16 protein-coding genes are annotated in these 12,424 nt (G+C 47.9%); 9 read left to right on the top strand and 7 right to left on the bottom strand.

What is annotated here, in order from left to right:
- Nucleotides 1-27: 27 nt before the first annotated feature.
- The gene (locus KNO73_RS11950) at nt 28-468 is read left to right on the top strand and encodes an RrF2 family transcriptional regulator (protein WP_214685354.1); all 441 of its coding nucleotides are present in this window, start codon (nt 28-30) and stop codon (nt 466-468) included.
- 39 nt (nt 469-507) lie between these two features.
- Here KNO73_RS11950 and KNO73_RS11945 read toward each other — a convergent pair whose 3' ends face one another.
- Both KNO73_RS11945 and KNO73_RS11940 read right to left on the bottom strand, forming a co-directional pair.
- Nucleotides 508-996: a hypothetical protein gene (locus KNO73_RS11945; RefSeq protein ID WP_214687605.1), complete on the bottom strand. Its 489-nt coding sequence runs from the start codon at nt 994-996 to the stop codon at nt 508-510.
- Between the two features lie 37 nt (nt 997-1,033).
- Entirely contained in the window at nt 1,034-1,966 is a 933-nt protein-coding gene (locus KNO73_RS11940; protein ID WP_214685350.1) for a ring-cleaving dioxygenase, read from the bottom strand.
- 119 nt (nt 1,967-2,085) lie between these two features.
- Between KNO73_RS11940 and KNO73_RS11935 the strand changes: the two genes are divergently transcribed.
- From KNO73_RS11935 to KNO73_RS11910, 6 genes are all read left to right on the top strand, one after another.
- Nucleotides 2,086-2,295: a helix-turn-helix transcriptional regulator gene (locus tag KNO73_RS11935; protein ID WP_074035697.1), complete on the top strand. Its 210-nt coding sequence runs from the start codon at nt 2,086-2,088 to the stop codon at nt 2,293-2,295.
- Nucleotides 2,292-2,759 (top strand): hypothetical protein, encoded by a 468-nt coding sequence (locus KNO73_RS11930; protein ID WP_214685348.1) that lies wholly within the window; start codon nt 2,292-2,294, stop codon nt 2,757-2,759. Before KNO73_RS11935 ends, KNO73_RS11930 begins: the two co-directional genes overlap by 4 nt.
- A gap of 129 nt (nt 2,760-2,888) precedes the next feature.
- Nucleotides 2,889-4,217: an MATE family efflux transporter gene (locus tag KNO73_RS11925; protein ID WP_215112545.1), complete on the top strand. Its 1,329-nt coding sequence runs from the start codon at nt 2,889-2,891 to the stop codon at nt 4,215-4,217.
- Nucleotides 4,201-6,492, top strand: coding sequence for a bifunctional glutamate--cysteine ligase GshA/glutathione synthetase GshB (gshAB, locus tag KNO73_RS11920; RefSeq protein WP_214685344.1), 2,292 nt, complete (start codon nt 4,201-4,203; stop codon nt 6,490-6,492). Before KNO73_RS11925 ends, gshAB begins: the two co-directional genes overlap by 17 nt.
- A 62-nt stretch (nt 6,493-6,554) precedes the next feature.
- The gene (locus tag KNO73_RS11915) at nt 6,555-6,887 is read left to right on the top strand and encodes an ArsR/SmtB family transcription factor (RefSeq protein WP_214685342.1); all 333 of its coding nucleotides are present in this window, start codon (nt 6,555-6,557) and stop codon (nt 6,885-6,887) included.
- Nucleotides 6,884-7,384 (top strand): SRPBCC family protein, encoded by a 501-nt coding sequence (locus tag KNO73_RS11910; protein WP_214758102.1) that lies wholly within the window; start codon nt 6,884-6,886, stop codon nt 7,382-7,384. Before KNO73_RS11915 ends, KNO73_RS11910 begins: the two co-directional genes overlap by 4 nt.
- 43 nt (nt 7,385-7,427) lie before the next feature.
- On the opposite strand, the gene KNO73_RS11905 is transcribed toward KNO73_RS11910, so the two are convergent.
- The 3 genes from KNO73_RS11905 to KNO73_RS11895 are packed head-to-tail and all read right to left on the bottom strand — an operon-like array spanning nt 7,428 to nt 10,016.
- Nucleotides 7,428-8,486 (bottom strand): threonine aldolase family protein, encoded by a 1,059-nt coding sequence (locus KNO73_RS11905; protein ID WP_215112544.1) that lies wholly within the window; start codon nt 8,484-8,486, stop codon nt 7,428-7,430.
- Nucleotides 8,487-8,541: 55 nt separating this feature from the next.
- Nucleotides 8,542-9,522: a zinc-binding dehydrogenase gene (locus KNO73_RS11900; protein WP_214810779.1), complete on the bottom strand. Its 981-nt coding sequence runs from the start codon at nt 9,520-9,522 to the stop codon at nt 8,542-8,544.
- Between the two features lie 2 nt (nt 9,523-9,524).
- A complete protein-coding gene (locus KNO73_RS11895; RefSeq protein ID WP_074035577.1) occupies nt 9,525-10,016 on the bottom strand; it encodes a lactoylglutathione lyase family protein in 492 nt (163 codons plus the stop codon).
- A gap of 118 nt (nt 10,017-10,134) precedes the next feature.
- Between KNO73_RS11895 and KNO73_RS11890 the strand changes: the two genes are divergently transcribed.
- Complete coding sequence (locus KNO73_RS11890) at nt 10,135-10,443, top strand: winged helix-turn-helix transcriptional regulator (RefSeq protein ID WP_078147739.1); 309 nt, start codon at nt 10,135-10,137, stop codon at nt 10,441-10,443.
- Nucleotides 10,444-10,471: 28 nt separating this feature from the next.
- Here the strand turns inward: KNO73_RS11890 and KNO73_RS11885 are convergent, their stop codons facing one another.
- A complete protein-coding gene (locus KNO73_RS11885; RefSeq protein WP_012727475.1) occupies nt 10,472-10,852 on the bottom strand; it encodes a VOC family protein in 381 nt (126 codons plus the stop codon).
- A 75-nt stretch (nt 10,853-10,927) separates the two neighbouring features.
- On the opposite strand from KNO73_RS11885, the gene KNO73_RS11880 reads away from it, so the two are divergent.
- Complete coding sequence (locus KNO73_RS11880) at nt 10,928-11,407, top strand: GNAT family N-acetyltransferase (protein ID WP_215112543.1); 480 nt, start codon at nt 10,928-10,930, stop codon at nt 11,405-11,407.
- Between the two features lie 15 nt (nt 11,408-11,422).
- Here the strand turns inward: KNO73_RS11880 and KNO73_RS11875 are convergent, their stop codons facing one another.
- Nucleotides 11,423-12,424: an ABC transporter permease gene (locus tag KNO73_RS11875; RefSeq protein WP_078147741.1), complete on the bottom strand. Its 1,002-nt coding sequence runs from the start codon at nt 12,422-12,424 to the stop codon at nt 11,423-11,425.

Here is a 12,424-nt window from a genome sequence, read left to right as displayed (position 1 = left end):
GTACAATGAAACGAGAGGTGATGATGGATGAGACTCACGCAAACATGTGACTACGCACTGCGAACATTGATGTATAGCGCTACGTTTTCACATCGGCTCGTCACGATTCAAGAAGTGGCAGACCAATATAACATCTCCAAAAACCATGTCATGAAGGTCGTATATGAGCTTGGGAAATATGGTTATTTGGAATCGGTGCGTGGTCGAGGCGGCGGCTTTCGACTCGCACGACCGATGGATGACATCAATGTAGGGGAAGTCGTTCGGACGATGGAACCCTTCGAACTCGTGGAATGCTTCGGGGAAGGCCGATGCGTCATCGCACCTGCCTGTGATTTACGAGGAGTTTTGAATGAAGCCATGTTGGCGTTTCTTCATGTACTCGATCGTTACACGATTGCGGATCTCGTCGTCAACCGAACGAACGAACTTGCCCTACTCCTAGGCGCACAAAACCCGACGGACTGAAAAAATCGTCGGGTTTTTGTATGTCTCTGCTTTTAGGAATCATCGCCACCAAAGTTTTATCATTTTCTTCACATATAGTTCTGGGGACGTCTGATGAATGAAATCTTCAAAACATTCATTCAGGTTATTTTCTAACTCTTCATCGAGTTCATTTCCATCTTCATCATACAATTCAAAATGTGTATATTTCCAATCGTTATACGCATCAAACAATAAGTCATGGTAGCATTGCCAATGCTTACCGAAATTTGATGTGAATGTTGGCACCCATTGATTGATATAAATATTGTGTAGCAACTCTTCGAATTTGGATGAGTACCCATGGTTATTTCCGAGCTTGTTAACCAAGTCTTGAAATGTTTCCAGCGTCATCGGTTCAACCTCACCAGAATAGTCATAACTCACTTTATTGAACTGATAAGGATGCGGAAATGCCTCTTCTGTTTTTATCCATTGATGAGGGGGATATTGCTCGATAATTTTACCTAGTAATCTGGCAATTACAAGATTGACTGCCTGCGTCTCCAATTCATTCACCTCATGACAGTTATGAATGTTCACTCGACTATAGCTTCTTTAGTCTCGATTCGATTTCCACTCGTCTCGACTCAAGAAATGGCGGCAAGGCCAATCGCTCTCCGAGTGTCTCAAGCGATTCATCCGTCGCAAATCCCGGTTCATCTGTTGCCAGTTCCACTAAGATTCCGCTCGGTTCGCGGAAGTAAATCGACTGGAAATAATAGCGGTCAATGAGACCAGAGTGGCTGATCCCATGTGCGTCAAGCTTCTCAATCCATTTCGTCATATCGTCTGATTGTTCCACTCGAATCGCCACATGATGCACACTTCCTCGCCCTGGTCGTTCCGATGGCAAATCCGGCCGATCGATGAGATGGATCTCTGTCGCCACACCACCCTCACCCGTCTCAAAGACACGCACGTCATGACCATCCCGTTCAAATGTCGTTACATATCGATAGCCAAGCACTTCTGTCAGCACCCGTGCCGTCTTGTCAATCCGCCGTACCGTCCACTCACTAAACCCGAGACCGAAGATGCCGAGGTCCGTTGGCACTGGACCTTTGCTCCAAGGTGTCCCGCTCCCTCCTTCTACAAGACAGAGACGTTGACCCTCATGATCTTCGAACGAAAGGGTTGCCCTTCCTAAAACCGACTCGATTTCTCCGTAAGATACATCGAACGCGTCAAAACGCTCCTGCCAGTACGCGAGCGCTCCATCCGGCACCCTGAGTGCTGTCCGGGAAATACTGCTTGACCCTCGATACGTCTGTCCGAGAAACGGTAACTCAAAGAACGTCAAATCGGTTCCAGGTGTACCCGTCTCGTCTGCATAAAACAAGTGATACATCGATGGGTCATCCTGGTTAACCGTCTTTTTGACGAGCCGCATCCCTAGTATTTCCGTGTAGAATCGCAAGTTCTTCTTAGCATCCCCGGTCATCGCTGACACGTGATGTTGTCCACTAATCACCTTCATCCCTCATCTCCCCTTTCGACTATATCGTTATTGTATCATCCCCAAATGAGTAAAGTCCTCTTTACATTATGTAAAGTTTGTTTTACACTAGTGGTAGAAACTAGAAATGAGGTGGCACGATGCCATTAGTCAACCGCGTGAAAGAACTGCGTGCCCGGCACCAGTTAACCCAAGGCGACCTGGCCGAAAAGGTCGGTGTGACGAGACAGACGATCATCTCGCTCGAGAAAGGCAGCTACACACCGTCACTCATGCTGGCGATGCACATCGCACGGGTGTTCGAGGAACCGGTCGAATCTATATTCACAATCGAGGAGGAAAGAAAATGAAACACGTTGTCGTTCAGTCTATTTCCAGCATCATCCTGTATGTCCTGATGGCATTTCTATTCAGCTCATTTTTATCCGATGTGTCGAAGACCGTCAGCGAGTCTGACCGATTCTTAGTTGAATTCAATCTGCTTCCCCTACTTTTACTTGTTGTTTTTGGCATTGTTTGGACAGTCTATTCGTTTAACTCCCGGCCGAACAAGCAGTTGAGCTTCACTCAATGGTCTGTCCGCATGACTGAATTTAGTGAAGTCGATGAGCGTGAACAAATCATCACAGTGAAATCGACAAAAGCGGCATACATCTCGTTCGGCATCTCCGTTCCTATTTTTATGGGGTCGTTTATGTTCTATCCGTTGTTTGAAGATACACTTCCCGCCTATCCGATCTATGCACTCGCTTCAACGCTCATCATCGCGACACTCGTCTACATGACGACTTGGATTCGCGGTTATCGACATTAAGGAATTCATCACGAATTCCTTTTTTTGTGTCCATTTTTCATCGATTCGGCTATCATGATTGCCAATTCTATTATACCGTGCTTATATATAACTAAATGGTTATATAAAGAATGTAAGGAGTCTTGCTTTGTGAAAACTGTCGATTTGACGATTGGAAACGTGCAACGCGTCATTCTGGCTCTTGCCCTTCCGCTCGTCGGTAGCTCGTTATTACAATTTACGTATAGTCTCGTCGACATGTTTTGGGTCGGTGCGCTCGGGAGCGATGCTGTGGCAAGTATCGGTGCAGCTAGTTTTTATATCATGCTCGGACAGGCGATTCAATCGTTGATTGTCGTTGGCGCCGGCATCAAAGTATCACAAGCTGTCGGGAGACGTGACCTCAATTCGGTTCAGCGTCATGTCTGGGCCAGCAGGCGTCTGAATCTAACACTCGGTCTTTCGTACGCCTCTCTACTAATTATGTTCGGTCATACATTCATCGGCTTTTTGAATATGGGTGCCCCCGCTGTGGAGCAGCTTGCGTATGAATATTTGTTCGTCAGCGCGCCGATGCTCATCTTTTCTTTCTTTAATTTGCTGTTTGCTCGTCTATTCAGTGCATATGGCAATACGACAACAGCGATGCGAATCAATGCGACAGGTGTCATCCTCAATATGATTCTCTCCCCGATTTTCATTTATCCATTCCAACTCGGTGTGATCGGGGCTGCCCTTGCAACACTTGTCGCCAACGTCATGATGTTCGGATTGTTTTGGCACCGCGCTCGTACATTATTCAATTGGGATGAAGTCGTTCAGCCGACTCGAGCTGACTATAAAGAAATCATCCGTCTTGGTTTTCCGATGGCAACCCAACGGATTTTGTTCACGGTAATCAGTATTTTTCTTGCCCGCATGATTGGCTCATACGGGACGGAAGCGATTGCGGCACAGCGCATCGGACTTCAAATCGAATCGATTGCCTACATGATGATTGGTGGCTTGAACGGAGCAATGGCTAGCTATACCGGTCAAAACCTCGGGGCACGAAAAGTAGATCGTGTTCATGAAGGTTACCGGGTAACGACCCGACTCGGGATGGTTTACACAGGATTCATCATGTTGTTATTTTTAATCGTCCCAGATTTACTCATTGGTCTATTCGTCGATGACGTTCGAACCATCGAAATTGGGGCGAGCTACTTGCGAATTATTGGCATTTCGCTCGTCTTCTCATCGATTGAAATGATCGGAAACGGATACTTCTCAGGACTCGGATTACCGAAAATCCCCGCGACCATCTCGATTATTTTCACAGTGGCCCGTATCCCGCTCGCATTTGTTCTTGAGCCTTATCTCGGAATCGATGCCATCTGGTGGAGTATCGCCATCTCAAGTATCACAAAAGGGCTTGTCTCCGCCCTCTTTGTCCGACTAACGAAAAAGGAAGTGATTTCCCTTGCAAAAGCAGTTTAATCAACTACCCCACCATCTCATCACAAGTGGAAAATTTGCCATCGAGCGAGAAATGTTACGAGTCACGTCAGAAGGCACACTAGCTGTTACGAAGCATCCAAAAGCACTCGGTCATAAAGCGACACATCCATATATCACGACCGACTTTTCTGAAAGTCAAATTGAGCTTGTCACCCCGACGTTTCCAACGATTGAGGCGGCACATCATTTCTTAGAAACGCTTTACGATATTACGGCGCTCAACATAGGCGATGAACGCCTTTGGCCACAATCGATGCCATGTGCCTTGCCGGAAGGTGGTACGATTCCACTCGCTGATTTTGGTGTGTCCGGAATAGAGGCTAGCCGTTATCGTGAGCATCTGCTCCAAAAATATGGTGCGAAAAAACAACTCATTTCTGGAATCCATTTCAACTTTTCATTTTCCGATGAGATGTTATCCGCATTATACGAAGGATCCCCTGAACAAAATCGACACTTCAAAGATCACCTATATTTGAAGTTAGTTCGTCAATATTTACGAATGCGTTGGCTCATCGTCTATTTGCTCGGTGCTACCCCAGCCGTACATGCGAGTTATGAAGAACGATGTGTCAGCCAGATGCAAGCGCTCCATGTAGACACTTTTTCAAATAAACAAGCATTGTCCTATCGGAATAGCGACTGTGGGTACACGAATGTTGAACCGCTTTATCCAAATTATGCGACACTCTCAAGTTATATAGACGATGTAAAACGGTTCATTGCCAAAGGCGAGATTGCCAATCCGAACGAACTCTACTCCCCCATCCGATTGAAAACATCGAAAGGTGGTAACGACTTAAATCAACTCGAGGCACACGGTATCGATTACATTGAAATTCGCAATATCGATTTGAATCCGTTTGAAAAGACCGGAATTGCTCGTTCAGATTTACGGTTCCTTCATCTGTTTTTGTTGTACTTGACCTTTACTAAGGAGACATCTCATGTCGATTGGCAAGCTGAAGCGTACAATAATCAACAACGTGTCGCCAAAGAAGGCATGTCTCCCGCAAGCATATTGACTCGAGATGGTTACGCCATACCTTTACACACGTACGCGACAGAACTTCTCGACGCCATCGATTCGTTCAACACACAGTATGACCTCGGCTTCGAAGATGTCTTTCCAGCTATACGCGAAAAAATTGATCACGTGGACCGGACGTACGCTTCCCGATTAAAGACGATTATGACCGAGACGGGTTATCACGCATGGTCCCTCGCCCAAGCAGAACACTTTTATGAGGACGCCTATGCAAATCGTTTTCGCATCCACGGTTATGCCGACCTGGAACTGTCTACTCAAATCTTAATGAAATCCGCAATTAAACGTGGTTATCGTGTCGATGTCATCGATCGTTCCGACCAGTTCATTCGGATTCGAAACGGCAAACACGAAGAATACGTCAAACAGGCAACGAAAACATCAAAAGACAATTATGTTTCCGTCTTAATGATGGAGAATAAAACGGTGACAAAGTTTGTACTCGCAGAGCATGGCATTCGTGTCCCTGAAGGGGTAGAACTTCAAGATGAATCAGATTTACGTCAGGCATGGCATTCATTTTCAAAACAACCCATCGTCTTAAAACCAAAGTCCACAAACTTCGGAGTCGGTATTCACATTTTTAAAGACGGAGCGACGTATGAGGAAGCACGGTCTGCATTTCAGTATGCGAAAACGTTTGATGATGTCGTTTTACTTGAGACATTCTTACCCGGAAAAGAATATCGCTTCCTCGTCATCGGAGATGACGTCGCGGGCATCCTCCATCGTGTCCCGGCGAACGTCACTGGAGATGGCACCTCTTCGATCCGTCAACTCGTTGCGACAAAAAATGAAGACCCGTTACGCGGAAAAGGATACAAGACACCGCTCGAGAAAATCGAAATCGACGAGGTCGTCATCTCATTTTTACGTGCTCAAGGCAAGACACCCGATAGTATTCCCGCTCTCGATGAGCGTGTCTTCTTACGCGAAAACTCTAATATCAGTACCGGCGGAGATAGTATCGACTATACGGATCAAATTTCTGACATCTATAAGCGTATTGCTGTCGATGCCGCTAAGTCAGTCGGGGCAACCATCTGTGGTGTCGATATGATGATTCCCTCTCTCGATGATGCGCAAATCGAATACGGTATCATCGAATTGAATTTTAATCCCGCCATCCATATCCACGCTTTTCCTTATGAAGGAAAAGAACGACCGATTGGTGAGATGCTACTTGATTTATTGTTTAAATATTGAGTATTCCTGTTACGGAATATTCCTAATTAGGAATATTAAAAGCAAGAGGACGGTGACGAAAAATGGAAGAGAGATTGGCTTCTTTGTTTCATGCGTTAGCCGACCCGAACCGGTTGCGGATGATCGAATTGTTACGGAAACAAGAGTGGACGGTCGGAATGATGGCAAATCAGCTTGGGATCAGTCAACCGCAGACATCGAAGCACTTGCGAATTCTGTATGATGCAGGTCTCGTCACAGTAACCATTGATGCCAATCGAAGACGTTATGCACTCAAGTCTCAAGCACTCGAACCATTAGATGCTTGGCGGACCTATATGGCTCGGGAAACAGAGCGACTCGATCGATTGGAGACGTTTTTAGCGGAGTCACAGCGAGAGGAGAATGGATCATGAGTACGGTCAAATCACATATAGAGGGCACGACATTGATTATGGAACGTCTGTTCAAGGCACCACGCCAACTTGTATTTGAAGCATTCTCGACACCTGCACATTTAGAGAAATGGTGGGGACCGTCCGGATGGGAGACGAAAGTATACAGCTTCGACTTCAAACCGGGGGGGATTTGGCATTATTGCATGACTTGTGTCGACAAAGAACAAGGTGACTTTTATGGTATGGAATCATGGGGCAAATCAACCTTTATCGACATCGATCCATACTCCCAAATCGTCTATACGGATGCATTCTCGGATGCGGACGGACACGTCAATCCGGACTTGCCTGTCATGACGATCACAAATGAATTTCTCGATACATCGGAAGGCACGTTATTCATTAGTCGCTCCGAATTCACGAATGAAGAGGCTCTCCAACAAGTCGTCGAAATGGGCGCTGTCGAAGGGTTCACTTCCCAACTCGATCGTCTCGAAGCGATTGTAAGCCAGTAAAAAACATGCACCGTTCCCGAAAAGGAATGGTGCATGTTTTGATTCATCTGAACTGCCGAAACAATCCATCAAGCTGTTCTCGCGTAATCCGTTCAAACGTATCTCCGATGCTTACTTCGGTTGAACAGTGTCCGTCTTTTTCAACAAGATACCCCGTAATGCCTACTCCTGTTTCTTCTTGGATGCGCGCAATCTTCTCACCAAGCTCTTCCTTCTCCCCTTGAAAATGAAGATGGAACATATTCGTGACCGGGATGCGTGGAGTCGTCCACACGCCATCGAGTTCATTGAAGCGTGCTGCTAAGCGGACGGCCTCGTTTCGATACTCGGCCATCTTGTCTTTTCGTAGCTCATAATAATAATCCGCGGACAGGATGTATGGATATAAGCTGATCAAGTCACCACCGTAGCGTCGCTTCCATACTTTCGACATGTCACAAAATGCCTTCGGTCCAGCAAGGATGGCGCCGGCAATGCCACCGATTCCTTTATAAAACGAGACGTATACGCTATCAAAGAGCGCACAAATCTCAGAAGCCTCTTTTTCATAATACGGAAGCGATTCGAACAGTCGTGCACCATCCAGATGTAGATGAATCCCTTTCTCACGACAGTGTTCATGAATTGCCACAAGTTCCTCGAACGTCGGCAATTCCCCACCGATTTCTCGTTGTGGCAGTTCGAGCAACAGACACGCGATGTCCGATAACGCTTGAATCTCTTCGAGCGTCATCAATCGGTTTTCGTCCCCCACTAAAATCGGTTCGATGTGATGCAACTCTTTTAAACCATCCTGCTCATGAATTTCAAGGTGGCACAGCGGGTGATATGCGACCTTTTTCTTCCCTGTCTCATCACACCAAATGCGTAGCGCAATCTGCTGTGCCATCGTACCGCTTGGAAAGAATACTGCCGACTCTTTCCCAAGAACCTGTGCCATCTTCTCTTCGAACTGTCGAATCGTTTTCCCCTGTCCATACTGATCACTCGGCTCATCTTCACGCACATGCTCAAATGCGCGTTTCAATACCCCGGCTTCCCGTTTGCCGTGACCGCTCAATTGAACGTTCGTCTGACGATACGTGTCTGCCAATCGCTCCATTCTTTCCCCTCCTCGACAAATAAGCTCCCTGTCAGTATAACAGGGAGTCCTCTCTTCAGTCGCGAATGCGGACGATGAGTTTACCGCGCACTTTTCGCGTTTGTAGTTTTTCGAGACCTTCTTTCAATTGGTCGAACGACAACACTTCTGTGACGAGATCGTTCAGTTCACCTGCATCGAGCAAGTTCATCATCTCTTCGGCCATATACGCCAAGTTGCGAATCGCATGTTCGTCCTCGCTCGCATGCGCCGCCCCGAGTGCCACTTCGTGAATCGAAGGAGATAACGTGAAGCCTTTCATGTTCGTCATGTCTGGTGGCCCGGCGATGTAGGCGAGGTGTCCGCTGAATGCGAGACGATCTAGGTCTGCTGTCGCAACGTCTCGTCCGACTGTATTCAAAATCAGGTCGACACCACGTCCATCTGTTTCTTCCATGATCCGTGCCGTCACGTCCTCAACGTTATAATCAATCACCACGTCCGCCCCGAGTGATTCTACCCACTCAACGTTCTCAGGAGATGCCGTCGTGAATACCTTCAGACCGAGCCGTTTTGCGAGCTGAATCGCAAATCCACCGACACCGCCCGCTCCTGCGTGTATGAGAATCGTCTCCTTATCTCGCGTGTTCAGCTTCTGCATGACCGCTTCATATGCTGTCATCCCCGCACACAGGATAGAAGCCGCCGCCTCATCGCTTACACCTTGCGGAACGACCGCACACGCCCGGGCATCGACGACCGTATACTCGGCGAATCCCCCATATTTCGATAGATCCGTATGAACAGCCACACGCGAACCCGTAATGATGTTGGCGATACTCGAACCGACCTCAACGACTTCTCCGACGAGGTCGACACCGAGAATGTGTGGATATGACCAATTCGGGTTTCCGTTTGATCCGACTTTATAATCGACCGGATTCAAGGCGACCGCTTCGACACGAATCAACAGTTCTCCCGCTCCTGGCGTCGGTCGGTCGATTTCTCCAATATGCAGATGATCAAGACCAGGTTGATCGAGTAGCCATGCTTTCATGTTTAGTAAGCTCCTTCCGAATACGTGAGTTCGTATGAGTGTGAATAAATTTCAACGAGGTTGCCGAATGGATCTTCGCAGTACACCATGCGGTACGGTTTTTCACCTGGGTAGTATTCACGAATCGGCATCCGTTGTCTCCCGCCGTGAGCGACAATTTTCTCGACGAGCCCTTCGATGTCAGGGTCTTGTACACAGTAGTGGAAGATCCCTGTCTTCCAAAACTCGAAGTTGTCTTCTGGTGTTTCGTTGTTCGGGAATTCGAACAACTCAATCCCGATTCCGTCTCCCGTTGACATATGAGCGATTCGGAATTTGCCCCAGCCCGGTCCAAAGACGTCGGTACACATCACACCGATTGGCGAATCATCCTCAACGACGTCTGATGGTGTCATAATCGTATACCACCCCATCACGTCCTCATAAAATTTTACGGCCTCAGCGACGCTCGGTACAGAAAGACCGATGTGTGAAAACGTTCTTGGATATGTCATGTTTCATTTACTCCTTTTTGTTTGCTCAATTTAGCGGGTAACGATAAGATACTGTCATTGAAGCAAGAAAAAAAGTACGCACATTGAAGTAACTACCCGAAAGTGAGGTTCCTTGAACATGACCACATCGTTCCCCGTCAACCGCGCACTTGAGATTATCGGCGGCAAATGGCGCCCCCAAGTGTACTGCACGCTTCAAGATGGACCGCTTCGTTTTTCTGATATTCAACGAGCGATTCCGGACGTCAGCCGAAAAGTGTTGACCGACCAATTGCGCGAGCTCGAGCAGCTCGGCATGGTTCGCCGTGTCGACTACTCGACCGAGAAGCACCTGCACGTCGAATATTCATTGACCGAAGACGCCCTCGGACTGCAACCCGCCATGAATGCCCTTTGTTCATGGGGAGAGTGCCACGACAAAAAATAATCCCGAGCCACATGGCCCGGGATTATTTTTATGAGGCGAACAGACTAATCAAATTCCCATCCGCATCGTACAGGATGGCGTAACGTTGACCCCAGAACGCATCCCACGGTGCTTTGTGTGACGCATAACCTTGTTCAAGGATTGAGTCATACAAAGCATTCAATGACTCACGACTGTCACATAAAAAGGCAAGCTCGATTCGATGCCCGTCTGCCTGTTTCCATTCCCCGTATACCGATTCGGCCACTTCTACCGTATCGAACGCGAGACGCACGCCTCCTTCATCAATCTCTACATGTGCTTCCCCGTTCATCGCTTCTGGAATCTCAAACCCGAGCGCCCGATAGAAATCGAGCGACCGCTTCATATCCGTCACGACGATCCCGACCATGTCCAATTTGACTGCCATCATGTTCCCTCCCCTTATTTTCATGATACGATTTGAGTGTAGCATGACCAATTCGATCAGAGACGAGGAATTTTTATGAGCCATACGTTTCAACCACTCACCCAAGAGCAAGCCGAACGTATCGCCTTCGAGTGGCGCTATGAAGGCGAATACGCGTTTTACAATATGGATGCTGACGAAGAAGATCTCGCCTTATTTTTAGATGCAGATGAGCGAGGTGATACAACGTTCGCCATTCTTGACGACGAACTCATCGGTTTCGTCACGTTGCAATTCGAATCAGTAGACGCTGTTTCTATCGGTCTCGGCATGCACCCTGATTTGACGGGGAGCGGCAACGGACATCGATTCCTCACGTCAATCATAAATTGGATTGAGGCGACATATGGGACTCGCACAGTGCGTCTTGCCGTCGCCACGTTTAATAAACGGGCCATCCGATTATACGAGTCTCTAGGCTTCATCCCACAAGACACGTTCATGCAGGAGACGAATGGTGGTGTGTATCCGTTTCTTTCAATGACACGTGAACAAAGCGAACCCCCGAACAACTGATGTCCGGGGGTTTTGTCATGTCCGCTGTTTCTTCTGAATATAAGAAAGACCGAGCGCTCCAATTAAAATCGTCCCTTTGACGATGTCTTGCGCATAATACGGCACGTCCCACATCGTCAGTCCGTTCAAGAGAATTCCAATCAAAATAGCTCCAATCAATGTCCCGATCACGTTCGGGCGCCCTGTCCCAAAGACGGCGTAGCCGATGTAGGCAGCCGCGACAGCGTCCATCAAAAGGGGTGCTCCAGCCGAGACTTGTCCCGTACCAATCCGAGATGCAAGAATGATTCCGCCGATGGCTGCAAACAATCCGCTGAGTACGTAGGCGTACAACTTGATTCGATTCACGGCGATCCCGGAACGACGGGCCGCTTCGGCGTTCGACCCGACGTAATAAAATTCACGCCCGGTCCGCGTATAAGTCAAGAATAGATGCGCTCCGATAAAGAACACCAGCATGAGCAGGGCGACGAACGGAATCGGACCGATCGTCCCTTGACCGATGAATAGAAATGACGGGATGAAACGCCCTGGCGCCGTCCCCCCTTCAATCGGCATGTTGTCATAAATCGAGAATCCTTTCGTATACGTCAACTGAATCCCGTTAATGACGTACATGATGGCGAGTGTCGCTAGTAAATCCGGTAATCGGAATTTGATTGTGACGAGCGCGTTCAACAGCCCGACGAGAATCCCGAGTGCAAGTGGGATCAGCAGAGCGACGAGAAGCTCTTGTCGATGAAGGACGAGACTTGCCGCTGCCCCGATTGTCGCAAGACTCGCCGTCGAGCCGACCGACAAGTCGAATCCTCCGACGATGAGCGAAAACGTGACGCCGAGGGCAAGTAGCGAAACGATTGAAACCGATTTGATGATGTCACTAAAGTTTGCGTAGGTCAGAAATTGATCGTTCGTCACGGTAAAGACCGCAATCAAACTAAGGATTGCGAGTAACGTTCCATACTGACCGATATGACCGCTGATTCGTTTTCGTTCTTTGACTACTAACTGTGCCAT

This window comes from Exiguobacterium sp. s83 (assembly GCF_018617095.1).
GTDB classification, from domain to species: Bacteria; Bacillota; Bacilli; order Exiguobacteriales; family Exiguobacteriaceae; genus Exiguobacterium; species Exiguobacterium profundum.
This window is presented reverse-complemented; position numbering and strand designations above follow the sequence as displayed.

Excerpts from the sequence above, each read along its gene's own strand:
- KNO73_RS11950 (WP_214685354.1), top strand. The coding sequence starts at position 28 with ATGAGACTCACGCAAACATGTGACTACGCACTGCGAACATTGATGTAT.
- KNO73_RS11940 (WP_214685350.1), bottom strand. The coding sequence starts at position 1,966 with ATGAAGGTGATTAGTGGACAACATCACGTGTCAGCGATGACCGGGGAT.
- KNO73_RS11935 (WP_074035697.1), top strand. The coding sequence starts at position 2,086 with ATGCCATTAGTCAACCGCGTGAAAGAACTGCGTGCCCGGCACCAGTTA.
- KNO73_RS11930 (WP_214685348.1), top strand. The coding sequence starts at position 2,292 with ATGAAACACGTTGTCGTTCAGTCTATTTCCAGCATCATCCTGTATGTC.
- KNO73_RS11915 (WP_214685342.1), top strand. The coding sequence starts at position 6,555 with ATGGAAGAGAGATTGGCTTCTTTGTTTCATGCGTTAGCCGACCCGAAC.
- KNO73_RS11910 (WP_214758102.1), top strand. The coding sequence starts at position 6,884 with ATGAGTACGGTCAAATCACATATAGAGGGCACGACATTGATTATGGAA.
- KNO73_RS11905 (WP_215112544.1), bottom strand. The coding sequence starts at position 8,486 with ATGGAGCGATTGGCAGACACGTATCGTCAGACGAACGTTCAATTGAGC.
- KNO73_RS11900 (WP_214810779.1), bottom strand. The coding sequence starts at position 9,522 with ATGAAAGCATGGCTACTCGATCAACCTGGTCTTGATCATCTGCATATT.
- KNO73_RS11895 (WP_074035577.1), bottom strand. The coding sequence starts at position 10,016 with ATGACATATCCAAGAACGTTTTCACACATCGGTCTTTCTGTACCGAGC.
- KNO73_RS11890 (WP_078147739.1), top strand. The coding sequence starts at position 10,135 with ATGACCACATCGTTCCCCGTCAACCGCGCACTTGAGATTATCGGCGGC.
- KNO73_RS11885 (WP_012727475.1), bottom strand. The coding sequence starts at position 10,852 with ATGGCAGTCAAATTGGACATGGTCGGGATCGTCGTGACGGATATGAAG.
- KNO73_RS11880 (WP_215112543.1), top strand. The coding sequence starts at position 10,928 with ATGAGCCATACGTTTCAACCACTCACCCAAGAGCAAGCCGAACGTATC.
- KNO73_RS11875 (WP_078147741.1), bottom strand. The coding sequence starts at position 12,424 with ATGGCACAGTTAGTAGTCAAAGAACGAAAACGAATCAGCGGTCATATC.